Consider the following 22,809-nt stretch of genomic DNA (forward strand, 5'->3'; position numbering starts at 1 on the left):
TCGACCGGGCCGATGCGGCCCTGTACCGCGCCAAGGCGGCCGGCCGCAATAGGATCGTCGTGCAGGAAGAACCTTAACCTGAAAGCGGTAGGTAGAGAGACTATTTTTTGATCTTGTCCTTTTCCGGAAGCAGATCGATGGTGAGGCAACTCAGTGCTCTTGCAAGCCTGCGCAACGCGTCGATCGAAATGTTTTCGGCCTGGCCCTGTTCGAGCTTGCTGATCATCGACTGAGTGACGCCGGACCGGTTCTCGAGCTCCTGCTGGGTCAGCCCGAGGCTGAGCCGTTTATTTTTTAATATGTCGCCGATTCGCATCAGGTAATCCCTCCTCAAGAATAAGCTCAGCATTATATGAACATATTCATAATCCGTCTAAAAAAGTCGCAAAAAAAAGGGCCGTAAAACGGCCCTTAGTCTGTAACGGCGGGTTTATTTGATTACGAGGCGCGCGCCTTGGCTTAGGCTGGCGCCAGCGACGCTCTGCCCCGCCTGCAGCGCTTTTCTGATCGCTGTTTTATCGACTTTCCAGCTGACGACCGGCTCTTTGAATTCGGCCGGCACCGAGTCTTCGTCGCAAATTTCGACCGCTGGCGGATTGCTCTGAATCGTCACCCTGAAATAAGGGCATTCGATTTCGGTTATACCGCTATGCTCCATGTTGCTTCTCAGGTAGTCTTTCAGCCATTGCACCCGATTTTCCAACGTCTTCCGGCGCTTTGCCATATTCGCCTCGGCGGCTTTAATTGCTTCAGCGGTGGCTTCCATGTTGCGCAAAAATTTGGCGACATTGACGGCCTTCTCCTCCAATTCTCCGGCCAGCGCCTCCAGCGTGTCGCTGACCGCTTCCGCCGGCAGCTCGGCCTCCGGGTCGGCCAAAGCATCGAGGGCCTGCAGGTACTGGGCGCTCAACTGGTACAGCGTTAAATTGGGCACCTTACACTCCTGCAAACTGATCGAGCTTACTGTAAAGCCGGTGGTAGAACTCCTGGTTCAAATCCAGAAAGGTTCTGAAACGCTGATGCGACGCGTTGGCCATCCAGGCTTTGACCCGTTTTCGGTCGAGGCCGAGTTCTCTTATCTTCACTTCCAGCTGTTTGAGCTGTTCCTTGGTGATCCCCTCGAAACCGTTGTTCAGCACAGTGGTTTCCGCTTCCCGAATGCTTTCCGCTTCGCGCAACTGCATCATGTCTTCAAGATCCTGGGTGAAGACCTCCGACAAGCCGGCCATCCTCAGCGTGGCGTCGATATGGGCGGATTTCTCGGCCATTTTCAGCGATTTGTTGATGTCGCCGTTATCCTGCGAAACGATCCGGGCCCCTACTCCATCGGCAACGACGCGGCCGGAACCGTCGACAATTTCGCAGCGGATAATGATCTGGCTGAGCTGCGTGCCGTTCAACGCCGCCTTTTCGTAGTCGGGCAGCGTCGGATAGCGAACCATCAGGCCCAGCATACCGCAAATTTTTTCCGCGCCGGCTTTGAATAGGCTCGGCTTGCTGAAATGGGCCGGATTCCGGCAATCCTTGCCGGCCGAACACCGCCTGTTCGCGACATGGATTTTTCCGAAATCCAGACCTTCGATCAAGGCATCCCGAACCCAGGCCATCAGTGCGGCGCGGTTCTGCTTACGCCGATCCAGTCCTTCCTTGAACATATCGGCCGGCAAATCGAGCGGATTGGCGGCGATTACCGGAGGTTCGTTTTCCGGCTGTTTTTCAATAGTGGCCGGAACCACTGCTTGCGATGTAGATTGCATAATAAACACACTCATCTATGCGATTGAGAAACGGCGAAACCGGGCGGATGCCTGTTTCCGCGGTATCTTTCGATGTTCTTCCGGAAGAAGGACGGTTGTTGCAGGTCGGACGCATCGGGTATCAACCGGGTTTATCGCGCCGAACCGGATCGCTGAAATTTTTCTGTTTGAATCGTCATAATGGAGGCCCTCCTGATAAATAAAATTAGGGAGAATGAGGAATCAAGGCCCGGAGCCGAAACAGCCTCAAAACGGCGCCGCCTCGGGACTTTCATCCGTTGCTTCAACGCCGTTTTTCTTTCGCTGGCCTTTCACGGCGGCGAGTACTTTTCGGACAGCTTCCGTGAGAGTTTTGCCGGTTTCGTAATAAGGCTCGATATCCGCACCGGGCGGAGCCGAGACAAAAACGGCAAAGTTTTCGGCACACTCCGCCGAAAGCACCCGGCTCGCCCAACTGGCGCAGACGTCCCGCCCGTGGATGCCTTGGCTATCCAATGCGGTGCGGACCACGTTCACGGCACTTCGCTGTTTTTTTTCAAGATTTGTCAAAATAACAATCTCCGAAAAAGATGGAGCAAACTCCGCAATATGAATATATTCATATTTCAGGGCGCTTTTCATCCTGTCAATTGATCATGTCAGACCTAGCAGAACCGGAAAAGTTGCCCTCCGTCTCTCTTGTCCATACAAACGAACTCCTAAGCGCAAACGGGGGAAAAATATATGAATATATTCATATTTTACACCAAAATACTATCTTTTTCATATAGATATTTTGGACAGAACGAGAAGGGAGCGGATTGAGTCGCCCTCACGGCATGCCGGAATCGACGATCTTTCCTCTTGAATGAAAAGTCATCGCCCCACGCTCTGCACTCATCGTCATACGTCCGTCCTGCAAAACTCAAATGCGGATTAAGTGCTGCATCAGGGGTGTCCCATCCACTCTTTGCAGAGCAAATCCCCCCTGCCCCCCTTTTTCAAAGGGGGGAATGTCTCCAGCGTAGTCGCTCTCTTTTCAAAAAGGGGATAGCCGTTTTGGTCAAAGGGGAATGGCGTTTTGGCCCTTGTTGAAGCGACGCCTGCCCTCGCCCCTTTGACAAGGCCGCTTTCCTTCCCTTTGAAAAAAGGGGGAGCCGGAGTATTAACTACGTCGACAAAATAACGTTTGACAATGCCGCTTTCCCCCCCCTTTGAAAAAGGGGGGCAGGGGGGATTTTAAATAGGCTGCTTTCACAGCATAACAGCCTTTAGCTCTTAACCCGTATTCAAGCAGCGGAGTTTAAAAGGTATAACGACGAGCGCCCGATATGGGAACGCGGCCCCCCGCTCCGGCCCTCGCGTCCCAGCGGAACGTGAGAGGCGGCGGCTACCGCCTCACCCGCTTCTCGGTTTCCAGAATCCGCGAGGTCGTTTGCAGCACCGTATCCGGATTCAGGCTCATCGAATCGATCCCGATTTCGACCAGGAATTCGGCCATTTCGGGATAATCGGACGGCGCCTGGCCGCAGAGTCCGCAATGGCGCCCGTTACGGCGCGCGCCTTCGACCGCGAGGCGGATCATCTCTTTCACACCCGGGTCGCGCTCGTCGAAATCGTTCGCCACGATTTCGGAATCGCGGTCGACGCCCAAGGTTAACTGGGTCAAGTCGTTCGAGCCGATCGAGAAGCCGTCGAAATGCTTGGCGAATTCGTCGATCAGGATCACGTTGTTCGGAATCTCGCACATCACGTACACCTGCAGACCGTTCTCGCCCCGCTTCAAGCCCAACTTCGCCATGGAGTCGAGTACCCGTTCGGCCTCGTCGACGCGCCGGCAGAACGGAATCATCAGGATCAGGTTGGTCAGCCCCATCGTCTCGCGCACATATTTCATTGCCGCACATTCGAGCGCGAAGCCTTCGGCATAGGCGGGATGCACATAGCGCGAGGCACCGCGGAAGCCGATCATCGGATTCGCTTCGTCGAACTCGAACCAACGGCCACCGAGCAGCGTCGCGTACTCGTTGGTCTTGAAATCGGACATCCGGACCACCACCGGTTTCGGGTAAAACGCCGCCGCGATCGTTCCCACCCCTTCGGCCAGGCGTTGGATGAAGAAATCCCGGCCGCTCTCGTACTGCTGAGTCAGCGCTTCCAGTTGCGCTTTCTCGGCCTCGTCCTGCACTTTTTCCCGATGGATCAGCGCCATCGGATGCGCTTTGATCGATTCGGTGATGATGAACTCCATCCGGGCTAGGCCGACGCCGTCGTTCGGCAGGAAGCTGTGCTTGAACGCCGCTTCGGGATTACCGATGTTCAGCATGATGTGGGTCTTCGGACGCGCCATGCCGGACAGGTCGGTGGTGATTTTTTCGAAGTCGATCAGGCCCGGGTAGATCTTGCCGACATCGCCTTCCGCGCAGGAAACGGTCACCGGCCCGTCGGTCTTCAGCACTTCGGTGGCGTTTTCGCAGCCGACTACCGCCGGCACCCCGAGCTCGCGGGCCACGATCGCCGCATGGCAGGTACGGCCACCCCGGTTGGTCACAATCGCGGACGCGATCTTCATCACCGGCTCCCAATCCGGGGTCGTGATGTCCGCCACCAGCACCTCGCCGGCCTTGAATTGGGACAGCTGCTCGACATGATCGATCACCCGGGCGTTGCCCTGAGCGATCCGGCCGCCGACCGCGCGACCGGTAACGATAGGCGTTGCAGAGCCTTTCAGCACGAACTGATCAAGCGACGCGCCCTGTTTCAGCGACGCAACCGTTTCCGGACGCGCCTGCACGATGTAAAGCTCGCCGTCGATACCGTCCTTCGCCCATTCGATGTCCATCGGCCGCTGCATGCCGGCCTTGGCGCTGTAGTGCTTTTCGATCTCGATCGCATAGCCGCCCAGGGTCAGCGCATCCTCGTCGCCGATGCAGAACCGGGCGCGCTCCTGTTCGCTGGTTTCGATGTTGCGGGTCGGCTCACGTGTGCGGCCCTCGCTGTAGATCATCTTGATCTTCTTGGCGCCGAGCGAACGCCGGAGCACGCTACGGTAGCCCTGCTCGTAAGTCGGCTTGTGCACGTAAAACTCGTCCGGATCGACCGCCCCCTGCACCACGTTTTCGCCCAAGCCGTAAGCGCCGGTAATGAACACCACGTCCTTGAAGCCCGATTCGGTGTCGAGCGAAAACATCACACCGCTGGCCGCGAGATCGGAGCGGACCATCTTCATCACCCCAACCGACAGCGCCAGCTTGAAATGGTCGAAGCCCTGGTCGACCCGGTAATGGATCGCCCGGTCGGTGAACAGGCTGGCCATGCAGCGCTTGCAGGCGTCGAGCAGCGCGTGCTCGCCGCTGATGTTCAGATAGGTATCCTGCTGGCCGGCGAAGCTGGCGGTCGGCAGGTCTTCCGCGGTCGCGGAACTGCGCACCGCAACGCTCAAGTCGTCTCCGTATTCCTTTTGCAACTCGGCGTACGCCCCGAGGATTTCCCATTCAAGATCGTCCGGAAACGGTGCGCCATAGATAATTTCCCGGGCCGACCGGGCGCATCTGGCAAGATCGGCCACATCGTCCGGATCGAGGTCGTCGAGCACCCGATGCAGGGCTTCCCAGGCGCCGGCCTGATCGAGAATATAGCGGTAGGCCTCCGCGGTCACCGCAAAACCGTTCGGAATCCGAATGCCTTTCGGCGTCAGTTCGCGGTACATTTCGCCCAGCGAAGCGTTCTTGCCGCCCACCAAAGGCACGTCTTCGATCGACAATTCGTTAAACCAGCGGATATATTGCATCTGTTCGGGCATGCTTGTCTCCTTGTACGGGCGCGGCCGGATCGGCCGCGAAAATCAATTGTAGTCTAGTATCAGTCGTTTTCCGCAAATACGCAAAAATCCCGGCTAAACGGATAGCTTGCGCGGTCTCTGCATATGATATTTTAAGGAGTGCCTTAATAAACCGGTTGCGGGTTGCGGCTGTCTTAGTCAAAAATAGGTTTAAGGGTGTCCGGCAATGGACGCAAATCAAAGATTACCGTAATGATGGCCTGTTCCGAATCGCACGGCGAAGGCATCGCGAATCGATTAACGGCATGGAGTTTCGCTGCCCTACCCGACTTGGAACGGGAAATGCGGAATTTTAGGCCTCTCTTCGAAAGAAGCGTTGAGGAAAAAATAAGGTGGCTTACTCTGATACCATGGAGGTCATCGGATGCGATTGTCCCGTTTGGCTCGAAATCCTTCACCGCTGCAGCAAGCCGTGCGAATAGCCGCGCTTTCCCTGCTCTTCACGGATGTTCCTGCAGAAACCGCGATCCGCGGCATCGAAGGCGAAGCCGCGAAGAACGTCGAGTTATCCTTATCGTTAGCCAGAGAACAATGCGACGCTTCGCGGTGGATGATCGAGCGCCTGTTCGATAAAGCCGACACCGAAATCGATCAGGCGATGCGCGCGTTCGGCTATTATCACGCCGCCGTCGAAAAATCGCTGAGTGTTGATGATGCCTGCTGGCACGCAAAATTCGACATTTCGCCCGGCCCGCGGACAGTCGTGAACGACATCCGGATTACGCTGCGCGGCGAGGCCGAAAGCGATCCCGCATTCCGCGAATTACGGGATAAACTGGCCGCCGAAAAAAACCAGCCGCTGCGCCACGACCGCTACGAAAAAATGAAGAACGAGATCAAATCGCTGGCGACCGCAACCGGCTATCTGAACGGAAGCTTTTCGGAAAGCCGGCTAATCGTCGACCCGGCCACAAACACCGCAACGTTCCGGCTGTCTTTCGATTCGAAAAACCGGCTGCGTTTCGGCGACGTGAACGTCGAACAGGATATCCTCAACCCGGAATTCGTTCGGAAATTCATCGCCTTCAAACCGGGCGATTTTTATTCCAGCGATGCCTTGGGGAAAACTTACGACGCGCTGTCCAGAAGCGGCTATTTCGAGCAGATCGACATCCGGCCCGCGGCCGACGTCGAACACCGGCAAAACGTACCCGTCTCTGTTCGCCTGACGCCCAAGAAAGTGCATCACTACAGCTTCGGCCTGGGCTTCGCCACCGACGTCGGCCCGCTGGTAACCGCCGCCTACCAGAACCGCCGCCTGAACCGGCGAGGCCATTTCCTGAACGCCAATCTCGACATTTCCCAGGTGCTGTCGACTGCGGATATCGAATACAACATCCCGCTAGCCAAACCGACGACCGATTTTTTCAGTTTCGGCGCGGGATTTAAGCGCGAAGACACCGATACGTTCGAATCGCGCTCCGGCAAGCTGTCGTCCCGCCTGAAACATGCGTACGACAGCGGCTGGAAGCAGACCCTGTTCCTCGACTGGGTTTACGAAGACTTCCGGATCGGCGCAACCCAGGAGGAGGTGGTACTGTTAGTCCCCGGCGGCAACTGGCTGCGCTCCGTCTCGAACGATCCCCTGCGTCCGACCGAAGGCTACAGATTAGAGTTCAACCTGGCCGGCAGCTATGAAAACCCGCTGTCCGAAGTCAGCTTTGCGCAGGGTTCGGTGGCTGCGGTCTGGCGGCATCAACTGCCCTGGGGCGGAATTTTCCTCGGGCGAGCCGAGCAGGGCGCAACGCTGGTCGGCGATTTCGACAAACTGCCGCCTTCCTACCGGTTTTACGCGGGCGGGATGAACAGCATCCGGGGCTATGACTATAAGGAACTCGGGCCGCGGGACAGAACCGGCAGCGTGATCGGCGGCAGGTTTTTGAGCGTGGTCAGCGCCGAATACGAGCATCCGATTCTCGACAACTGGGGACTCGCGGCGTTCGTCGATGCCGGCGATGCGTATAACTCGGGGGGAATCGACGTAAAGGTCGGCACGGGCCTGGGCGTCCGCTGGTATTCGCCGATCGGCCCGATTCGGCTGGATTTCGCGGTGCCGCTGAATGAAGCGGCGTCTTCGTTTCAGGTCCATTTCGCCGCCGGCATGCGCTTATGAAAAAGCGTGTGTTCCTGATCGTTCTCGCGGCGGTGCTGGCGCTGCCGCTTGTCCTGATCGGGCTGCTCTACACCGAGGCCGGCACCCGCTGGCTGCTGCGGCAGGGTTTTGCCTTCCTGCCGGCCGAAATCGCCGCCGATGCGATCGAAGGCCGGCTGCTCGGCCGCCTGACGCTGACCGGTTTCGACTACCGGAGTGACACTGCGCATATCGCGGTCGACCGGTTCGTCTTCGCCTGGAAACCCGCCCGGCTTTTCGGCGGAACGCTTGCTATCGACGAAATCGTCGTGGATACGCCCGCGATTATCTTGACGCCGTCGGAAGCGCCTGCCGCCCAAAAGCCTTTCGCCCCGAACAGCCTGCCGCGACTGCCGATCGGTATTTTCATCGGCCGCGCGCGTATAACCGATTTGACCTTTCGGCAAGGCGAGACGGAACAGCGCCTCGACGAACTGCAATTCTCCGCCCGGACCGAGAACGAGCGCCTTATCATTCCCGACCTTGCGCTGAAGACCGATAACGCCGCGCTGAATGCGCGGGCCGAGGTTACGCTCCGGGGAGAACTGGCGTTTCTGCTGGCCGCCGAGGGCCAGGCCGCTGCCGGCGAATACGGCGACTGGAAGGGCAAAGCGCAGCTTCAGGGCGATGCCCGGCAAATTCGGCTCGAAGGCCAGCTCGCCTCCCCTTTTGAACTTCAACTCAAGGGAACCGCGGACGATTGGTCAGAAAAACCGAAGCTGAATTTGCACGCCGAATGGCGAAAGCTGGCCTGGCCGCTCGCCGCGAAAGCGCCGCAGGTACGCAGCGACTCCGGTCGGCTGGAACTCTCAGGTCCACTCCGCGGCTACTGGATCGTGCTGAACGGCGAACTCAGCCCCGCGGCATTGCCGAAGGCGATGCTGGCGCTGAAGGGCCGGGGCAGCCTGGAAACGCTAGAGATCGAAGCGCTCGAACTCCGGTCGCCGGACGGGGTGTTTCGAGCCAGCGGCGGTCTCGCCTGGCCACCCGACGAAATCACCTTCGATCTGGCCTTAAACGCGCAGGACTTCAACCCCGCCGTGCTGTCGCCGGAACTGCCGGGCAAGGTGTCGATGACGGTACGCAGCGGGGGTAGGCTTGCCGGCGGCAAACTATGGCTCGATGCCCGCATCGATAAACTGGCCGGCAATCTGCGCGGGCGCCCGTTACGCGGCGGAGGCGGGCTGGCGCTGGCGGACGACAGGCTCAAGGCCGACAACCTGACGCTGGCTTCCGGCCCGAACAAGCTCGCGCTGAACGGCACGCTCGGCTCTGCACGCGACACGCTGGACGCGGCGATTGAGGCGTCGAACCTGAACACGCTCTGGCCGACGCTCGGCGGCCGTTTCGAAGGCAGCGCGCAACTGCGCGGCGCGTTGAAACAGCCCTCGTTGTCATTCCAGGGCAAAGGCCAAGCCCTGCGTTTCGGCGAACACAGGATCGAACGCGCGGACATCGCGATCGATTACCAGGCAGGTGCGCAGGAAAACTCGACCCTCGCGGTTTCCGCCCGCTCCATCCAAAGCGGCGGGCTGCTGATCGAACAGTTATCGGTAGACGCCTCCGGCTCGGAACGACGGCATCGATTCAAGGCCCGGATCGATTCGACTCATGCCGACATCGCTGCCGCGCTCGACGGCGATCTGAACGACGGCCGCTGGGAAGGCAAACTGACGCGCCTGGACATACGCCGGCCCAGCGACGGCAGCCAGTGGGAACTCGAAAAACCGTGGCCGATGCGCGCACAAAAAAAGCCCGAAGGCGTCGAATTCGCGCTGGATACCGGCTGCCTGGCCGGGCAGAAGTCTTCGGTCTGCGCGAATGGGCACTACTGGCCAAACAGCGATTTCAAGCTGGCCGCGCAGGTGGCGAATTTCCCCACCGGCCTGTTTCAGGATTATTTCCCGGCAGGCTTCAGCCTGATCGGCCTGCTCGATGCGGACATCGACTTCAACAGGCAGAAACAGCGTCTGAGCGGAAAATACAACGTATCGCTGCCCGGCCGTACCACTCTTCAACTACCGGCAAAACCGAAACCGCAGACGATCGCATTGGGCCCCTTGGCCGTGTCGGGTGCCTTGAAAGGCCAGGAGGTTACCGCCGTTGCCGATGTGAAGCTCGTCGAACAGGATTATCTGCGCGGCAACCTGCGCTTGAACACCGCCGCCCCGCAAACGCTTTCAGGCCGGATCGACGCCTCGGTACGCCGGCTGGACCTGATCAAGTCTTTCGCTCCGGCGCTTTCGAACATTAAAGGGCATCTGCGGGCGGATCTCGGCATCGAAGGCAGCCTGCAAAAACCTGAAGTCACCGGAACGCTCGCTCTAACCGAAGGGCTTGTCGAAATGACGGGAGCGGGAATTGCCCTCCGGGAAATCGATCTCAGGGCGACAGCGTCGGGCCGGCGCGAAACCCGCATCCAACTGCAAGGCTCCACGCGGCTAGCCATGTTGAGCTCTCCGGGCGTGACCGTCCAAAAACCGGTCCAGGAACGGATCGAGGCCGATGCCGAGGCGGTTTTGCACGAAAACACCCTCAGCGCAGCGCTGAAGCTGGGCATCGGCTCCCGGAACCGGATCGATGCCGACATGCGGATGGACACCGGCGAGCGGCAAACCCTGGACGGCCGGATAACCGCATCGCTGACCGACTGGTCGTTGCTGGCGCCGTTGACCGACGCGCAATTGGGGGATATCAAAGGCCGGCTGGCGGCCGATTTCAGGATCGCCGGACAAACGGACGCTCCTGAGATACGGGGCGACATGACGCTTTCAGAGGGCGGCGCCGCGGTGCTGCCGCTCGGCATTGCGGTTCGCGATATCCGGCTTCGGGCGACAGCCGACATGGACAACGAACGGCCGGTCCGGATCGAGGGCTCGGCCCGATCGGGACAAGGCACGATCAACCTGGACGGATTTGCTGATCTTTCCGGCAACGGCCAATTCCGCTTGCAAGGTAACCGGTTCGAAGCGGCCCGGCTCCCCGAAGCCCAGGTGACCGTCAGCCCCGATCTGTCGCTGCTGATGACGGCCGAGGCACGCAAAATCAGCGGAACCCTGGCCATTCCGAAAGCGCGGATCGAACTGAAAGAACTTCCCGAAAACGCGGTCCCGGTCAGCAAGGACGAAGTGATCCTGGGCGAAGAAAAAAAGCGCGAGGAGGCGGTGCCGCCGATTCCGCTCGATGCGAACGTCGAAATCGAACTCGGCCGCGAAATCCGGTTTTCCGGCATGGGCCTCAAGACCGGCCTTACCGGTAAACTCCGGGTCAGCAAGGCCGGCGAAAAAATCGCCGCGAACGGCAATATCGATATGGAAAAAGGCAGCTATAAAAGTTACGGGCAAGACCTGGCCATTAAGCGGGGCAAGATCGCGTTCAACGGCCCGCTCGACAATCCCTGGCTCGATGTGGAAGCGACCCGGCTATCGAAGGACGAAAAGGTCACCGCGATCGTCAACGTGAGCGGCCCTCTGAAAACGCCCAAAACGCGGCTTTCTTCGAATCCTCCGCTGCCGGAAACCGATGTGCTGGCCTACCTCGTCACCGGCGGCCCGCTCGATCAGGTCGGCCAGAGCGAAGGCGAGATGGTCGCCGGCGCGGCGCTCGCCTACGGTTCTTCCCGGGTCGGCTGGATCGCGAACAAACTCGGGTTCAGCGAGTTCGAAATCAAGCAAGGCAAAACGCTGGAAGATACGCTGGTACAGGCCGGGCGGTACCTGGCGCCCGGTTTTTATGTCGGCGCCAAGGTCGGCCTTTTCAATAATCAGGCCGCACTGGTAATGAAGCGCAGACTGACCGAAAACCTAAACCTGGAAACCCAGGCCGGCACGGCGCAGCGGGTCAAAATCAATTACGAATTCGATACCGATTAGCTTCGTTCGGCTAGGTGATAGACCTGCCAGGTTTTCAAAACCCGGCAGGTCTATCAAGCCGGCAGGAACACTTGAAAAAACGCGATGAAATCGCCGCTTCGATTCGGCCGAAATTCGGTTAAACTGATCGAATCATAACATTCAGGCTCGGTATGCGATGACATTGAAGACTCTTCCTCTGCATGCGTTACACCTCGAACTCGGCGCAAAGATGGCGCCTTTCGCGGGTTACGAGATGCCGCTGCATTATCCAACGGGCATCATCCGGGAACACCTGCACTGCCGGAGCCAGGCCGGCTTTTTCGATATCTCGCACATGGGTCAATTCGAAGTCGAAGGTACCGAGGCCGCCGGCGTACTCGAAAACCTGACGCCGAGCGACATCACGGGCCTGCGTCCCGGCTTTCAGAAATACACCGTGCTGACGCTGGACAACGGCGGCGTGCTCGACGACATCATCGTCAGCCGGACCGGGACGGGACTCTTTATCGTCGTGAACGCGGCCCGCAGGGACCAGGATTTCGCGCACCTGAGCCGTTCTCTGCCGGCCCTTAAAAATCTGCAGGACCGCGCGCTGTTCGCGCTGCAGGGTCCCAAAGCCGAAGCCGTGATCCGGAAGTTTTCCCCGGCTGTTGCAGAACTCAAATTCATGCAGTTCGCCGAAGCCGAACTCGACGGGATTGCATGCTCGATCAGCCGCAGCGGGTACACCGGCGAGGACGGCTTCGAGATTTCGGTCAATATTTCCGAAGCCGAACGCCTGGCCCGCGTGCTGCTCGCCGAACCCCTTGTCGCGCCGGTCGGGCTCGGCGCGCGCGACACGCTGCGGCTGGAAGCGGGCCTTTGCCTGTACGGGCACGAGCTGAACGAAATGATTACCCCGGTCGAAGCGGGGCTTGCGTGGATCATCAAAAAAGGCCACGACCGCTTTCCCGGCGCCGAAAAAATCCTCGCCCAGCGCCAACACGGTCCGGCATTCGTCCGCGCGGGGCTGATCGCGGAAGGCAAGGTGCCGATTCGGGAAGGCGCGACTTTATTGAACGACCGGGGCCAGAGCGTCGGCCGCGTCACCAGCGGCAGCTTCGCGCCGAGCCTTGCCAAACCGGTGGCGCTGGCACGGCTCGAAACGGCTTACGCCGCGGCGGGCACCACGCTGTTCGCCGAAGTCCGGGACCGCCGGATCATGCTGTCGGTCGTCCCCCTCCCTTTCATTCCTCACCGCTACCGCCGTTAAGCCATGACTACACCGCGCCCTACCCTGAACCAACTGGAAATGCTCGGCGACTTCATCCGCCGCCATATCGGCCCGAATCCCGAACAAACCCGGCAGATGCTGGCCGAACTGGGCCTAACCGATCTTGAACAGATTATCGACAAGGCGCTGCCGGCCGACATTCTGAACACCGAGCCCTTAAAGCTGACCGAAACGATCAGCGAGAACGCGGTGATCAAGCACCTGCGCAAGATCCGCGAACGCAACAAGGTGTTTACCTCGCTGATCGGGATGGGCTATTACGACACGATCATGCCGGCCGTGATCAAGCGCAACGTGCTCGAAAACCCCGGCTGGTACACCGCCTATACTCCGTACCAGGCCGAAGTCAGCCAGGGCCGGCTGGAAGCGCTGCTGAATTTTCAGCAGATGGTGATCGATTTGACCGGCATGGAAATCGCGAACGCTTCGCTGCTGGATGAAGCGACCGCCGCGGCCGAAGCGATGACGATGGCGCGCCGCCTCTCGCACGGCACCAACAACACGGTCTTCGTCGACCAGGACTGCCATCCGCAGACGATCGCGGTGGTCCAGACCCGGGCGCGCTCGCTCGGCTACCGGGTGATCGTCGGCGATCCTTACCAAGGGCTCGACCGGCACGACTTCTTTACGGTAATCGTGCAGTATCCCGGCTCGCAAGGCGAAATCCGCGATCTTTCCGAAATCGTCGGTATCGCGAAGCAAAAATCGGCGCTGGTCACGGTCGCTGCCGACCTGTTGAGCCTGGTTTTACTGAAGCCGCCGGCCGCGTTCGGGGCCGACATCGTGGTCGGCAATTCGCAGCGTTTCGGCGTGCCGATGGGCTACGGCGGCCCGCACGCGGCCTTTTTCGCGACCAAGGACGAATACAAGCGCTCGATGCCGGGGCGGATCATCGGCGTCTCAAAGGACAGCCACGGCCAGGCCGCCCTGCGCATGGCGCTGCAGACGCGCGAACAGCATATCCGCCGCGACAAGGCGACCAGCAATATCTGCACCTCGCAGGTGCTGCTCGCGGTGATCGCGGGTTTTTACGCGGTCTACCACGGCGCGGACGGCCTCAAGATGATCGCCGGACGCGTGCACCGCTATGCGCAAATTCTCTCGAAAGGGCTCAAACTGATGGGCCATGAGGTCGTCAGCCGTTGCTACTTCGACACCATCGTCGTGCGCGTGCCGAACCGGGCCAAACGGATCGCCGCGCAGGCGATGGAAGCGACGATCAACCTGCGCGTGATCGATCCGGACCATCTCGGCATCTCGCTCGACGAAACGACCACCCGCAACACGCTGCGGGCGGTCTGGCAAGTGTTCGCGGCGCCGGCGGCCGAATTTCCGGACATCAACCGGCTGCATAAAACGATCGAGGAATGCATCCCCAACGACCTGCTGCGCAGCGATCCGATCCTGCAGCATCCGGTCTTCGCGCGCTACCATTCCGAAACCGAGATGATGCGCTACATGCGCCGGCTGGCGCGGCGCGACATCGCGCTGGACCGCTCGATGATTCCCTTGGGATCGTGCACGATGAAGCTGAACGCGGCGACCGAAATGCAGTCGATCTCTTACCACGAATTCAACGGCCTACATCCGTTCGCGCCGCTGTACCAGACGCTCGGCTACCAGCAGATGTTCGCCGAGCTCGAAGACATGCTCTGCGACCTGACCGGCTTCGATGCGTTTTCGCTGCAGCCGAACGCGGGCTCGCAGGGTGAATACACAGGCCTATTGGTAATTCGGAAATACCACGAGGTGAGCGGCCAGGGCCAACGCAACGTCTGCCTGATCCCCGCCTCCGCGCACGGCACCAACCCGGCCAGCGCGGTGCTGGCCGGTCTGAAGGTGGTCGTGGTCGCCTGCGACGACAACGGCAACGTCAGCCTCGACGACTTGAAAGCCAAACTGGACGAGTATCATGATACGGTCGCCGCGCTGATGATCACCTACCCTTCCACGCACGGCGTATTCGAGGAAGCGTTCCGGACCCTCTGCGACCTGGTCCACGCGCATGGCGGCCAGGTCTATCTGGACGGCGCCAATTTCAACGCGCTGGTCGGCCTCAGCCGACCCGGCAGGATCGGCGCCGATGTCGCGCATTTGAACCTGCACAAGACCTTCAGCATTCCGCACGGCGGCGGCGGACCCGGCGTCGGCCCGATCGGCGTCGGCGCGCATCTGGCGCCTTACCTGCCCGACCATCCGGTCGTCAAAAACGTCAATCCGAACAAAGGCCGCTACGGCACGGTCGGCACGGTTGCAGCCGCGCCCTGGGGCTCGGCCAGCATCTATACGATTTCCTGGGCCTATATCGCGATGATGGGCGCGGCCGGGCTCAAAAAAGCCACCCTGACCGCGATCCTGAACGCGAACTACATCGCCAAGCGGCTCGCACCGCATTACCCGATCCTGTACACCGGCAAGAACGGCTGGGTCGCGCACGAGTGCATCATCGACTGCCGCACCTTTAAATACTCCTGCGGCATTACCGTCGAAGACATCGCCAAACGGCTGATCGATTTCGGCTTCCATGCCCCGACCGTATCGTTCCCCGTGCCGGAAACCCTGATGATCGAGCCGACCGAAAGCGAGAGCAAGGACGAAATCGACCGCTTCTGCGATGCGCTGATCGCGATCCGGAACGAAATCGCCGAAATCGAAGCCGGCCGCGCCGACCCCGAAAACAATGTACTCAAGCACGCGCCCCACACGCACCGGCTCCTGCTCGAAGACTGGACCCTACCCTATTCCCGTAAGCAGGCCTTCTTTCCGGCCGAACACCAGCAGGACGACAAATACTGGCCGCCGGTCGGGAGGATCGACAATGTGTACGGGGACCGCCATGTAGTCTGCACCTGTCCGCCGATGGAAGATTATCAATAAAGCCGTAGGTCATCTAGGATGTGCCGAACAACGTGAGGCGCATCAATCGCGACTATGTCGCGAAAGGGATTTATCCGCCGGCTTGGTGCGGGGATGCTTCTTCCGAAGTAGAGGGCGATGCTTGACATGCGTCCGATTACGCTGCGCTAATCGGACCTACGCGGGCTATAATAGGCGTCCACTTAACGTTATGCAATTAGAGATCGAGGCAAACAAGCGTGAAAAATAAGCCCTTCAACTGGGACGAATACTTTTCAAGTGCAACATGGGATGAAGTAAGAAAAAATTCGCCAATGCTTTCAGAGCAAAGATTGCCTTCTCTCACTATTCATGAGCAAGGGTTGATTTATCTATCATCGCTGGATTTAGATTTTTCCATTTCAGATATAGACGGCCTGAAAAACGTCCTACCTGAAGTGAAAGATGCATTTCATCGGGCAAAAAAATCAAATAATTACTACAAAATGGCTGTTGCCAACTATGACTTCGAGGAGATCAAAAATTTACTGGCTAGCCTCGGAGTAGAAAGCTTCGATTCCATAGATGCTTAACTATATGCATAACAATCGCATAAACTTCAGACTGCAAAAAGCTACGCTACGCTCGACTTTTTTGTCAGGTTATGTGTAGCGTTAGAATAAAATAGACTGCTTTTCTTTGGTCTCCCTATCCGGGCAACAGAAATGTTTGTTTGATGCCCCGCGTCATACGCCTATGGAACAGCTCTAACTGCATTCTGAGGTGGGATACCAGGTTACGGTAAAAATAGTTTTTTCCTGAAAAAAACAATATCTTATATAAACGATGAATAATTATTGTAGAGCATTTTTAATTTTCAGCATTTTCTTAACATCATTAGTCGTGAACGCAGAAAACAAAATATACAATTTTCATGAAGGTATAAATGCTGAAATAAAATCAGCATCAGATTGCGTGCCGATCCTAAAAGGAAAAGTTTCATTAGGAGGTGATGGATTGTATATATACAACTATGAATGCAGGAACAAGGCAGAAACCGCTCAATACAATATTACATACCAATCAAAACTCAATTTCGCTCTTGCTGATAAGGGCGAAGCAGAAAATTTTTTTAATGAATACTTAAAAAACAAAATAGTGCCATATCTACAAAGCGCAGAAATAACAAATGTTAAATATTCTCTTTTATCGGTAAGTTACAAATCAAGTGAATCATCCAATGCCGACTATGTTATTACTTACAACTGGAATGGACAGTTACTATTAAAACAGGGAAGATTTATTTTCAAAAAAGGGTACATTGCAGATTGGTCTGTTAAAAGCGAGGCTTCTTCGGGCGAAGCGGCTAAAGCATTTGATAATTATGTAAAATATTTTGACATAATTATATAAACTCACAAGCCCGCGTAGGGCCGTAGGATGCGCTGAGGAACGAAGCGCATCTGTCGAGTCACTTTCACAATTGATGCGCCTCCTGACGTCGGCACATCCTACGATTTCATGATGGGGATAGCTCGCGTAGGTCCGATTAGCGCAGCGTAATCGGACGCATGTCAGGCATCGCCCTCTATATCGGAAGAAGCATCCCCGCACCAAGCCGGCGGATAAATCCCCTTGGCGACATAGCGATGAAAAGTCGAATAAGGCCAGTCCTCTACCCGCTTGACGTAGCCGTGCTTCAAGGGATTCACATGCACATAATCAACATGGCGTTGATAATCGGCATCGTCACGAATCAAATGCTCCCAATAATGCCGCTGCCAGATACCCCGCTCCCCCGCGGCTTTTCGCACGTCCGACCTGCGTTCGGTTTGGGGTAAGATGCGAGAAAATCCGCTTTTGATCAAGCGCCACCGCATACTGAAATCGCTGTCGCCGGGCGGCAAGGTCCAAACACAGCCCGCGTAGGCCCGATTACGCTGCGCTAATCGGACCTACGCAGGCGGGTGAAGTGAAACGGAAAATGGAAACGCTTCTATGGTATTAGTTCAGACTTAACCCACTCGTGACGTAGTTTACAGCGCTGTCACTAACGTTTTGACAATGCGGATATTCGCAAAACCTACGAAAAAGGTACGGAAACCTGATCCGAAAACCGGCTCAAGTCCGACAGGCTCCTAAGAGTTAATATACAGATTTTTACTGCATTGCCATTTTCTAAAAATCAATTATCGAAAAAAATGAATATCTGGTGAAAAATGTAAAATTTATGCGACACTATCGGCCAAAAACAGGCGCTGATTTATCATGCATTTATTTACCAAAAATCACGGGGGCATATTCGGCTTGGCGTTACCGTTTATGCTGCTTAGCCCTACGGCCTTCGCCACCAATGGCTTCAACCTGATCGGCTTCGGCGCCGAATCGACCTTGATGGGCGGCGCCGATATTGCGGTAGCCCGCGACACCAGCGCACTGAACACCAATCCTGCCGGCCTGACACAGATTCACGGACAGGCATTCGACGGTTTTGCTTCGGGATTGCGCACTTTCGATCTCACTCATAAAGATAGCCTGGGCAATAACAAACACGCCGATAATAAATATACCTTTCTTGGCGGCGGCGGTTATGCCGCTTCGTTTGATTCACTACCTTGCACTGCCGGAGTCGGCCTGTTCAGCCAGGGCGGCGCCGGTGGAATATTCAAAAATATTAATACTCCATTCGGCAACCGCGATGAGATAAGTTCACTATTCGGCATGGCCAAAGTCAGTCCCGGAATGGGTTGCCGCATCAATGACAGCTGGTCGGTGGGAGCCAGTCTGGCGGTCACTTATGCCAGCGTAAGACAGAAGTTTTTCCCCGATACGTCGGTCGGCGCTGCCCCGTTTGCAGGCTATAGGCTTGACGGCACTACTGCGCTTAAAGTGGGGTTCAGGCTGGGTGTACAGTACCGCGTCAATCCGTCTCTAACACTGGCCGCAACTTACACCGAAAAAATCGATTTGCCGCTGACCGACGGTGAGCTGACTGCAAATTACTCGGAGATGGGGCTGGGAAGAGTCAAGTACCATAATGCCAGCGTGACCGGTCTGGCGCTGCCGCGCGAAGTGGCACTGGGCTTCGCGTTCAAACCGGCCGATAGTCTGCTGCTATCGTTTAAAGTCAATTGGATCAATTGGGCCGACGCGATCAAATCCGCAACCATTCGCGCCACCGATCCTGAAAATCCTTTAGCGCCGGCGGTCTATCAAATCGTGACCGCCGGCGATTGGAGCAATCAGTGGGTGTTCGCTTCCGGGCTTGCTTATAACTGGGATAAAAGGACAACGCTCTACCTAGGGCATAACTACGGCAATAGCCCGATACCGGCCCAGAACGCCAGCCCTTTGTTGGCCGGGATTCTCGATCATCATATCACGGTCGGCGCAGCGCATCAGATCAGCCGGGAATGGCGCTTTACCGGCGGCCTGGAATATATGTTGCCGGTCAAAGAACAATATACCAGCCCTCTCTTCGGCAACGCCGAAGTCAGAAACGAAGCCTTATTCCTGCACGTTATGTTGAGCCGTCGTTGGTAGAATCATTTTTCAATAATTCGGTGTCAAAACCGAACACTTTCCCGAACCAAATGAACACCACCCATACCAGAATGCCGAAAGGGATATAACCTATGTAGCCCAAAATCGGCATTTCGGCAAAAATATGGATAACGTTGACGTAAGGAATATCGTATATCCAATAATTAGGGTTAGTCGGCGGAATGTCCGGGTTGGCATTGCTGCCCCAGTTCCATAACTCCCAGAAAAACCCGTTACACAAACTGCCGATCGCCACCAGCAAGGCCGGCCCCCAATTACCTTCGGCCATGGGTGTAAACGGATTCCATATGTTTTTCCTGATCAGTTGGCCGGAGACGATTGCCAGCGGCCCCACCCACATTGCCCAAAACAGCGGATAGGGCGCAAACACCACGGCAAAGATCAGCAATAAGCCGCCCCACAGCAACAGTCCGCCCGGCAACGCTATCTTAGGACCGTTGCTGTATCGGCTGGCTAATCCGGGAAATGTGTTCAACAGCGTGTACCATTCGAAAATCGCGGGCCAGACCGTGGTATAGGCAATCAGGAACAGCAGCACGATGGTGCCGTGGCTAAGCGGCATCACGCCGTCCGCGGTGTTCGGGTAATACCAGTTGCCGAGCGTAAAGTAATCGAAATATTCAAAATACAGCCAGCCCACTATTGAGATGGCTGCGCTAATAAACAATGTTTTCGGCCGCGCCGCCAGCAATGAATAACCGCCGCTACGACGATAGGTCAATCCGTCCAAGGCCAGAATAAAGCCCCACCATAAAGGAGTAAAAGCGTAGTACACCAAATCGCCGAAAGGCGTGACCCGCGCCCACATCAACCACCAGAAAAACAGTGTCAGCACCGAGCCTATCCAAAACCACACAGGCAATGCTGCGGGAGCCGGCTTCGGCGGTGGAACCGGTATCGTAAAACCGAACCATTGAGGGAATAATAAAAATAGATAGAACGCAGCCTCTACCAGTGCCAATGCAATAAAGACTATCAAATTGAAACCGGGCGGTTCCTCCACAAAAAGCGGCGGGAATACGCCGAAGCCGGGCGGCAAATGGGTTTCCGGATAAGCCAGCCACGCCGCTACAAGCGGTAACACGATTGATAATACAATCGGCCAGATCAAACCGTAAATACGCTGCATTATTCTCCCCTCGCTAGTTGTTATAGAATTGATTTATGACCTTCCAAGCATCTCCGCCTGCGAAAATGCTTGCTTCACGATATGTACCTGGTGATCCAATGCCGTTAAGTTAAGCCGTCATCCCGGCATGGACCCGAAGGGTGCCGGGCTTTCCTGCCTGGCACCCTCCGGGTAAATGCAAATCTGTTCCAGACAGATTTGTGCCGGGATCCAGAGTGCAGGGATGTATTAAAGCTTGCCATCCCTGGCGCCTGGATTCATGCGGAGCTATCCTGCTCCGCACCCCGTTGGGGTTAATGCCAATTCGCTCCCGACGAATTGCTCCGGCATACCCCTTGGGCCCTTCAGGGTATGCCGGAATGACGTGTTTTTTCTTAACTTAACTTAACGGCATTGCCTGGTGGTCTACCCCATCGTTTTACGAAGACGCTTATTTTCATACATCCGGCAATCGGCCATGTGCATGAGTTTTTCTTTACTTGTAGCTTCATAAACATATGCCGAACCGGAACTGGCGCCGACAGAGCCGAATCCGCCGGCACGCATGGCGTCAATTGCTTGCATCAACATTTTCTCGATCCACAGCACATCGCCTTGCTCGCAAGTAATCGCGAACTCGTCGCCGCCCAAACGGTGCGCCTGGGCATTGTCGCCCAAAAATTCGTTCAGATGCCGGGCAAATACGCACAGCAATTCGTCTCCGCGTTCATGTCCGAATCGGTCGTTGTAATACTTGAGGCCATCCATATCGATAAATGTCAAGCTGCCATGAGAGGGCAAATTCTCCAGTGTCATATCCAAAGCCACACGATTGGGCAGACCGGTCAAATTATCGGTTCTGGCTACCTGATTGCTGTATTCCAGGCATTCCAGCGCATATTGCTTATCGCGATATAGCTGGGCAAACTGGTAAGCCTGAACCAGAGCCAACAGCATGACTTCTACCGAAACCGAAACCAGGCCCATGTGTTCGGCGTACAAAGTGTAAAAGCTGAGGCTATTGATTGAAATTGCCGTAATTCCCAGCACAAAAAACGCCCCGATCGCGCACAGGTAAAGCCGCGCGGTCGTGCTGCCCTCAAGTGATCGGGCAATACCGGCAACCAAGCCGTAAAGCAGAAACAAACCAACACCGTAACGATCGATTTCCAGCGACCAGTGAGGCATCAACATCGCCAACGCTATGCCTCCTCCCAGCAAGACTAATGATAGTTTACCGGCCCTGTTCAGGCGCGGATAAGCCTCAGGCCGGATTTCCAACAAAGACATGACGAACAGAATATAGGCGAAGTTGGAAAACAGGATTGGGAAACTAACCAGATAAAACCAGTGCATATCGAACAATTCTGTAAATGCCAGCAGCGCCGTGCCGTTATACAGCAGATTGCCGAGAATAAAGATCGAGTACATGATCGAAGAGAGATTCAGGCGTACAGCCGCCAGCGCCGCATAATAGACCATCAAACCCAAAAACATGCCCAGGCAAGTCAAAACCAGCGCATTCCCCGGTTTGATCGCTTGCCGGTAACTGGTTAACGAATCCAGATAGGGTTGCGGATCGGCCAGAAAGAAAGGGGAGTCCAGTTCAGTCAACAGACGGTAATGACCGGCCGGAAGATCGATTTCGCGACCATGGCGTAGAAAGAAAGGGTTTAGCGCATTGCTCAGGATCCCGCCTTGCAGATCGACAACCGGACGGCCATGAGCGTCTAGGATGATATGCCGAAAGTACCCGATAGTGCTGGTATTCTTGAAATCCAGCACATGGCGGCCTGGAGCATCAATGTCGAAATCCGCCTGCTGAAAAAAATGGCCCCCAGTCAATGCGACTTTAGCAACCGGTTTGAGTCCCGCAACAGTCATATCGCCCTGCCCCTGATAGGTCCAACCTTCGGGAGCTTGATACCAAGAACCGGCAATTTCCTTCGCATCGGCCAGACAGGACAAGGACCACGAAAGGCTCACGATCAAGCAAATAACCATGCTGAACACGGTGTGCGGGGAGCATATGCTGAAACACGCACTTGATCGGGTGATTTTTACCATATTTTCTACATAAAGAGTTTAGTCGTCTAAACCAGAACGAAGCCAGTAATAAGCATCCGCACAATTGAAAAACATTAGTCTATTTTACAAACTAAGCAACTCCCTTATTTTCTGCCCAGGACTTTCAGCCCGCATAAATGCTTCACCGGCCAGGCATGTACAGATGCTGTTATCCAGCCCGCGTAGGTCCGGTGAGCGCAGCGTAATCGGACGCATGCTGCCGAGGCCAATGCTCTCTTTGCCGCATTTTTCATAATGCGAACAAAGTCATGCTGCGCGAAACAGTGTGGCGGGTTCATGAGCGCCATCCTTTCCAAACCGAGGACTGTGTCGTTTTGCCGGAACATTTGTATTGCATATGGACCTTGCCGCACGCTGACAGCGCTTTCAGCAAACGGTG

Annotated in this window: 15 protein-coding genes; 7 read left to right on the plus strand and 8 right to left on the minus strand. The window is 56.5% G+C overall.

What is annotated here, in order from left to right:
* Positions 1–100 precede the first annotated feature (100 nt).
* The 5 genes from JJL52_RS09000 to ppsA form a co-directional block, all read right to left on the minus strand.
* The gene (locus tag JJL52_RS09000) at positions 101–316 is read right to left on the minus strand and encodes a helix-turn-helix domain-containing protein (protein WP_202052082.1); all 216 of its coding nucleotides are present in this window, start codon (positions 314–316) and stop codon (positions 101–103) included.
* 114 nt (positions 317–430) lie between these two features.
* Positions 431–934, minus strand: coding sequence for a siphovirus Gp157 family protein (locus JJL52_RS09005; protein ID WP_202052083.1), 504 nt, complete (start codon positions 932–934; stop codon positions 431–433).
* A 1-nt stretch (position 935) separates the two neighbouring features.
* Positions 936–1,757, minus strand: a complete 822-nt coding sequence (locus tag JJL52_RS09010) for a hypothetical protein (protein ID WP_202052084.1) — start codon at positions 1,755–1,757, stop codon at positions 936–938.
* Positions 1,758–2,003: 246 nt separating this feature from the next.
* The gene (locus JJL52_RS09015) at positions 2,004–2,378 is read right to left on the minus strand and encodes a hypothetical protein (protein ID WP_236994154.1); all 375 of its coding nucleotides are present in this window, start codon (positions 2,376–2,378) and stop codon (positions 2,004–2,006) included.
* Positions 2,379–3,126: 748 nt separating this feature from the next.
* A complete protein-coding gene (ppsA, locus tag JJL52_RS09020; protein WP_202052085.1) occupies positions 3,127–5,538 on the minus strand; it encodes a phosphoenolpyruvate synthase in 2,412 nt (803 codons plus the stop codon).
* 403 nt (positions 5,539–5,941) lie between these two features.
* Between ppsA and JJL52_RS09025 the strand changes: the two genes are divergently transcribed.
* From JJL52_RS09025 to JJL52_RS09050, 6 genes are all read left to right on the plus strand, one after another.
* Positions 5,942–7,690 (plus strand): autotransporter assembly complex protein TamA, encoded by a 1,749-nt coding sequence (locus JJL52_RS09025; protein ID WP_202052086.1) that lies wholly within the window; start codon positions 5,942–5,944, stop codon positions 7,688–7,690.
* The gene (locus JJL52_RS09030) at positions 7,687–11,580 is read left to right on the plus strand and encodes a translocation/assembly module TamB domain-containing protein (protein WP_202052087.1); all 3,894 of its coding nucleotides are present in this window, start codon (positions 7,687–7,689) and stop codon (positions 11,578–11,580) included. The genes JJL52_RS09025 and JJL52_RS09030 overlap by 4 nt, the downstream gene beginning before the upstream one ends.
* A 157-nt stretch (positions 11,581–11,737) precedes the next feature.
* Complete coding sequence (gene gcvT / locus JJL52_RS09035; protein WP_202052088.1) at positions 11,738–12,814, plus strand: glycine cleavage system aminomethyltransferase GcvT; 1,077 nt, start codon at positions 11,738–11,740, stop codon at positions 12,812–12,814.
* Positions 12,815–12,817: 3 nt separating this feature from the next.
* Positions 12,818–15,712: an aminomethyl-transferring glycine dehydrogenase gene (gcvP, locus tag JJL52_RS09040; RefSeq protein ID WP_202052089.1), complete on the plus strand. Its 2,895-nt coding sequence runs from the start codon at positions 12,818–12,820 to the stop codon at positions 15,710–15,712.
* A 218-nt stretch (positions 15,713–15,930) separates the two neighbouring features.
* Positions 15,931–16,263, plus strand: coding sequence for a hypothetical protein (locus JJL52_RS09045; protein WP_202052090.1), 333 nt, complete (start codon positions 15,931–15,933; stop codon positions 16,261–16,263).
* Positions 16,264–16,573: 310 nt separating this feature from the next.
* The gene (locus JJL52_RS09050; RefSeq protein ID WP_202052091.1) at positions 16,574–17,083 is read left to right on the plus strand and encodes a hypothetical protein; all 510 of its coding nucleotides are present in this window, start codon (positions 16,574–16,576) and stop codon (positions 17,081–17,083) included.
* A gap of 161 nt (positions 17,084–17,244) precedes the next feature.
* Here the strand turns inward: JJL52_RS09050 and JJL52_RS09055 are convergent, their stop codons facing one another.
* Positions 17,245–17,577: an REP-associated tyrosine transposase gene (locus tag JJL52_RS09055; protein WP_436231516.1), complete on the minus strand. Its 333-nt coding sequence runs from the start codon at positions 17,575–17,577 to the stop codon at positions 17,245–17,247.
* Positions 17,578–17,992: 415 nt separating this feature from the next.
* Here JJL52_RS09055 and JJL52_RS09060 point away from each other — a divergent pair, with 415 nt between their 5' ends.
* Positions 17,993–19,213: an OmpP1/FadL family transporter gene (locus JJL52_RS09060; protein WP_236994156.1), complete on the plus strand. Its 1,221-nt coding sequence runs from the start codon at positions 17,993–17,995 to the stop codon at positions 19,211–19,213.
* Here the strand turns inward: JJL52_RS09060 and JJL52_RS09065 are convergent.
* On the minus strand, positions 19,191–20,363 hold the full coding sequence (locus tag JJL52_RS09065; protein WP_202052093.1) for a mechanosensitive ion channel protein MscS: 1,173 nt from the start codon (positions 20,361–20,363) through the stop codon (positions 19,191–19,193). The two genes, JJL52_RS09060 and JJL52_RS09065, sit on opposite strands and share 23 nt — an antisense overlap.
* Before the next feature lie 405 nt (positions 20,364–20,768).
* A complete protein-coding gene (locus JJL52_RS09070) occupies positions 20,769–22,346 on the minus strand; it encodes a GGDEF domain-containing protein (protein ID WP_202052094.1) in 1,578 nt (525 codons plus the stop codon).
* Positions 22,347–22,809 lie beyond the last annotated feature (463 nt).

Source organism: Candidatus Methylomicrobium oryzae (genome assembly GCF_016745425.1).
Lineage (GTDB): Bacteria > Pseudomonadota > Gammaproteobacteria > Methylococcales > Methylomonadaceae > Methylomicrobium > Methylomicrobium oryzae.